Annotated in this window: 4 protein-coding genes and 3 pseudogenes; 6 read left to right on the top strand and 1 reads right to left on the bottom strand. The window is 58.8% G+C overall.

The genetic code is table 11. From position 1 onward, the window contains the following. Positions 1 to 16 precede the first annotated feature (16 nt). Positions 17 to 280 carry a hypothetical protein gene (locus tag EOA86_RS24320; RefSeq protein WP_127210567.1) on the bottom strand — a complete coding sequence of 88 codons (264 nt, stop codon included), beginning with the start codon at positions 278 to 280 and terminating at the stop codon, positions 17 to 19. A 294-nt stretch (positions 281 to 574) separates the two neighbouring features. Between EOA86_RS24320 and EOA86_RS38855 the strand changes: the two are divergent. From EOA86_RS38855 to EOA86_RS24290, 6 genes and pseudogenes are all read left to right on the top strand, one after another. Beyond that, positions 575 to 704, top strand: a pseudogene (locus tag EOA86_RS38855) (transposase); the annotation flags it as partial. Positions 705 to 741: 37 nt separating this feature from the next. Further along, positions 742 to 924, top strand: a pseudogene (locus EOA86_RS24315) (transposase); the annotation flags it as partial. Between the two features lie 149 nt (positions 925 to 1073). Continuing rightward, positions 1074 to 1496 carry a hypothetical protein gene (locus tag EOA86_RS24310; RefSeq protein WP_128343989.1) on the top strand — a complete coding sequence of 141 codons (423 nt, stop codon included), beginning with the start codon at positions 1074 to 1076 and terminating at the stop codon, positions 1494 to 1496. 419 nt (positions 1497 to 1915) lie between these two features. Next, positions 1916 to 3118: an ABC transporter substrate-binding protein gene (locus EOA86_RS24300; protein WP_128343986.1), complete on the top strand. Its 1203-nt coding sequence runs from the start codon at positions 1916 to 1918 to the stop codon at positions 3116 to 3118. Between the two features lie 77 nt (positions 3119 to 3195). Then, entirely contained in the window at positions 3196 to 4062 is an 867-nt protein-coding gene (locus EOA86_RS24295) for a branched-chain amino acid ABC transporter permease (protein ID WP_127209830.1), read from the top strand. Between the two features lie 5 nt (positions 4063 to 4067). Then, positions 4068 to 4285: pseudogene (locus tag EOA86_RS24290) on the top strand (branched-chain amino acid ABC transporter permease); the annotation flags it as partial.

Here is a 4285-nt window from a genome sequence, read left to right as displayed (position 1 = left end):
CGTCTCGATCATGCCCTCACTCCCAATATCCCAGTCCTTCATGAGGCGCTGCGATTCTCCGGTTAATCCGCTTCGGCCCTTCGACGGCACCGGAACGCCAAGAGGCGACTGATCCGAAATCGGATGAAATCATATTAGCTGGCGTTCCTTTTGCTTGAGCCACATAAATCTGGTTTGGACTATAGCCGCCGTTGAAGTCACCGTATCGGGCGGCAAGTTCCAGGCCTGCCAAGGCAAGGCGCAACGGTATTTCTTGCGGAAAAAAGGCGCGCAGGTGCATCGTCGCGACGGGCGGTATATTTCTCCCCAACTCTTCGAATCGCCACTTTAAAATCTGGACCTTCGGCCCCCTCAATAAAGGCGAACATTGACTTGTCGATAACCTCATGGCGGGTATCTCGTCACCCACGACCGCCGAGATGCGAGGTCGGCGGGCGAGTCCGAAGCGAGAAACGCGTCGCTACGGTCCATTGTATTGTTTTTTTGAGCCCGTATCGACTGATAGGATTGGACTCTTAAGATCGCAGGCTATGGAGATTTTGCGATAGTGTCGGAAATCAGCCCGCGCCCGCAGGCCAAGGGCAAGACCGATACCGGCCGATTATGGCTATGTGCGCGATCACCGACCGTTCGGCGGCGCCGATCCGCCGGCGGTAGTGTTCTACTATTCCCGTGATCGCCGAGGGGAGCATTCCGCGGCGCATGGACAGCGCACTGCCGTTCTCTACAACCTGATCGTATATTCTCGGCCCTCGGGGCACCAGCGCTCAACCCAGCACAGTCGCTGATATTCCGGTGACCGATCTGTGCCGCAAGCACGGCGTCAGCGACGCCAGCATCTACAAATGGAAAGCGAAATACGGAGGCATGGAGGTGTCAGAGGCGAAGCGGCTGAAGACGCTGGAGGAGGAGAATGCGCGACTGTCATTGGCAAAGCCTGGGAAATATGTCAGTTGGACCTTCATCAGATTAGGGTCAAAACCCAACGGAAGATCAGTTGACTTTGGGCCGCAACGGCTCATCCTTGATTTGTTGGCCTACCTTTCCGACCAACTTTTGATAGGGAGGAAGCAATGGAAGCCGTCAATCGTAGATCCACATTTGCACTCGGTCTTACAGTGGCCGCAACGCCACTGATCGCTTGGGCGACCCCAGCCGCCGCACAGACTTACGGCCCCGATGAGGGTAAGGAGGTCGGCCCGGGCGTCAGAGTTGTAGCGCTTGGTGAGCGGGCTTCGGTCATACCAGCTTATAAAACGGTCATGCTACGCGACGTTGTTATCCAACCCGGCGCGAAGACGCCAGACAACATGATGACGAACGACATGCTCTGCCACATGACTGAGGGAGAACTTTCGGTCGTTCACAACAAAGAAAAGTTTACAGTCAAGAAGGGTGATGTTTGGGCCTGCGCTAAAGGCGCTACGACAGAAGGCACTCAGAACACGAGCAGTGCGGTCGCGATCATGCGGGTCATTGATTTGATGCCCGCATGAGGTAAGCGACGCGGTGCTCGAAACAGAACCAGCGTGGGGTCTGCCGCGGCTTGGCAAAGCCCCACGCCACATGCTTGCCACAGCCGGGATGCTCGCACCGGCGGTGCTGAATGCCAGGACGCGTGACTGGCTCCATTGCCCCGGGTAGGCGGATCAGCTCCTCGCTCATCGGAATTCTCGTAACAGGATGCCGTCGGACGGACGTTTAAGACGCGAGCGGGTGCCGGACGTAATCGATCTCGCAACCCGCGAAAGCGATGGTCGAAACGAAGTTGGGCCACCGACGACCGCTCACAAGATTGTCAACAATCTGAAAAAGCTTTGTTGACAGTTGATCGATTTGAGCCTTCACTCACGATAGTCCGCGCATCGGTCGAGTTCTGTCGCAACAATGCGCGGCCTCCAAAGGGGAAACAACAATGATCAACAGACGTTCAATAATCACATCCGCGGCGCTCGGCGCCGTCTCCGCGCTGGCAATCATGGCCGGCGGCACAATCACGGTGCACGCCGCCAATAAGGAGCTCAAGATCGGCTTTGTCGGCGTGACGAGTGGCGCGGCCGCTGCGTGGGGCACATCCAATGTCCGCTCGATGCAGACGCGCGCCGCCTGGATCAACGAAACCGGCGGTGTGAAGATTGGTGACGAGACCTATGACATCAAAATCGTCACCTTCGACGACCAGAAGGACCCGAAGCGGGCGATCGCCGGCATGGAGAAGATGGCCCAAGAGGGCATTCACTATGTCGTCGGTCCAAATGTCGACGACGGCGCGGCGGCGGTGCGTCCCGTGGCTGAATCCAAGGGCATCATCTATTTTCCCTACGCGTTCCCGAAGGAACTCTACACCCCGCCGGCGTCCAACGCCGTGCTCGGCATGATCGCCAACTACCAGTCGGCTCCGGCGATCTACAAATATCTCATGGAAAACAGGGGCGTGAAGAAAATTGCCTTTGTCGCCGCCAACGAATCCGATCCGCTGAGCCAGCGGGATGGCGGTGTTGCCGCGGCAAAGGCGCTTGGGCTCGAGGTTGTAGCTGCCACGGATGTCTACCAAAACGATACCCGCGATTTCACGCCGGTACTGACGCCGATCGTCTTACAAAAACCGGACCTGCTGGTGCTTTCGGGAGTCGCGCCCGGCAATGCGCCGCTGCTGATCCGCGCTGCGCGCGAGCTCGGCTACGAAGGCCTCATCTCCACCGAAACGGCGCAGGATGCCAAGGTGCTGGAAGAGGGCGCAGGCGAGTTGGCCAACGGCTTCATCTCGGTCGGCGGCGCATCGACGCCCGAAATCGCGTCCGACACGATGAAGGAATTCGTCGACCGCTATACGAAAATGTTCGGTGAATACAATGACGAGTCCAACACCAAGGTCTACGCGCTCGAATACATCATCGAGACGCTGAAGGTGAACCCGGCCGCGATTGACAATGTCGAGGAGTTCAAGAAGGCGATCGACACTTTCTCGGCACCCAATCCCTACCTGAAGCAGGATGCCAAGCTGTCCTATGTCGGAATGACGTCGTTCGGCCAGAAGCGCCAGCTTTCGGTCCCGATGGTGGTCACGGAATACCGCGACGGCAAGTTCGAGACGCTCTTCGTCGCTCAAGTCGATTGACGCAACTGAACCGAAGCGGATTGCCGCAGGGGCTCGAGAATTTCGTCTTGAGCCTCTAAACGGCCGGAACCATCCTGATGGAACAAGTCATCGCCAACGGCCTCTATCTTGGCGCGCAATACGCCTTGATCGCGCTCGGTCTGACCCTGATCTTCGCGCTGATGAACGTGCTTAACTTTGCCCATGGGCAGATGTACGTTCTCGGCGGCTTCGTCACCTACACCGTTTATGGCCAGCTCGGCATGCCTTTCGTCATCGCGCTGGTCGCGTCCGGGATCACGCTGCTGGTCATTGGAGCGCTGGTCGAGAAATTCCTTTTCAGGACGGTGATTAAGCGAAGCGTGCGGGAGGAAAGTACGATGCTTCTCGCGGCGGCGGTCGCATTCTTCCTCGACGCCGTGATCCTCCTCCTGTTCGGGGAAAAGCAGCGCGGCGTACCGAAAATCGTCAAGGGCGTCTTCGCCTCCGACAGCCTGATAATGCCTTACGACCGGCTGCTGGTCGGCGCTCTCGCCATACTGTTCATCGCGTCTTTCGTGCTTTTCATGCAATACAGCAAGCCTGGACGCGCCATGCGGGCGCTGGCGCAGGACCGGGTCGCGGCGCAGCTTATGGGCGTCGAGGTCGACCGCTATTCGATGATCGGCTTTGCGCTTGGCGCCATGCTTGCCGGCATAGTCGGCGGGCTGCTGGTCGCCATCACCGGGGTCAATTCGGGCATCGGCGGGCCGATCTCGATCAAGGCGTTCTTGATGGTGATGATCGGCGGGGCCGGCGTGGTCAGCGGAGCGATCGCCGGCGGCTTCATCCTCGGCATGATGGAATCGGTCGGCCTGACGATGCTACGCCAATATGGCGACGTCACTTATCTCGTCATCTTCGCCGCGCTGATGGTGTTCCTGAGCATCCGCCCGAACGGGCTCATGGGCAAGCCGTGGGGGTGATGGACATGAAGCGTACACGCAACATCCTCGCCGTCGCTGTCTTCCTGCTGGTCGTACTCATCGGCGTGCCCTGGCTGATCGAGGCGACCGGTCGGCTCGACCTCTACTACACGCTGACCTCGGTCGCGCTGCTCAGCATCGCCAGCGCCGGGGTGTGGGTGACTTTCTACATCGGCCGCATCAATATCGGCCAGGGCGCCTTCGCGCTTATGGGCGGCTATGT

Source organism: Mesorhizobium sp. M5C.F.Ca.IN.020.32.2.1 (assembly GCF_004023105.1).
Classification (GTDB): domain Bacteria; phylum Pseudomonadota; class Alphaproteobacteria; order Rhizobiales; family Rhizobiaceae; genus Mesorhizobium; species Mesorhizobium wenxiniae.
Note: the sequence above shows the minus strand (reverse complement) of the source record. Positions and strands in the feature narration are given on the sequence as shown.

Excerpts from the sequence above, each read along its gene's own strand:
- EOA86_RS24300 (WP_128343986.1), top strand. The coding sequence starts at position 1,916 with ATGATCAACAGACGTTCAATAATCACATCCGCGGCGCTCGGCGCCGTC.
- EOA86_RS24295 (WP_127209830.1), top strand. The coding sequence starts at position 3,196 with ATGGAACAAGTCATCGCCAACGGCCTCTATCTTGGCGCGCAATACGCC.
- EOA86_RS24320 (WP_127210567.1), bottom strand. The coding sequence starts at position 280 with ATGCACCTGCGCGCCTTTTTTCCGCAAGAAATACCGTTGCGCCTTGCC.
- EOA86_RS24310 (WP_128343989.1), top strand. The coding sequence starts at position 1,074 with ATGGAAGCCGTCAATCGTAGATCCACATTTGCACTCGGTCTTACAGTG.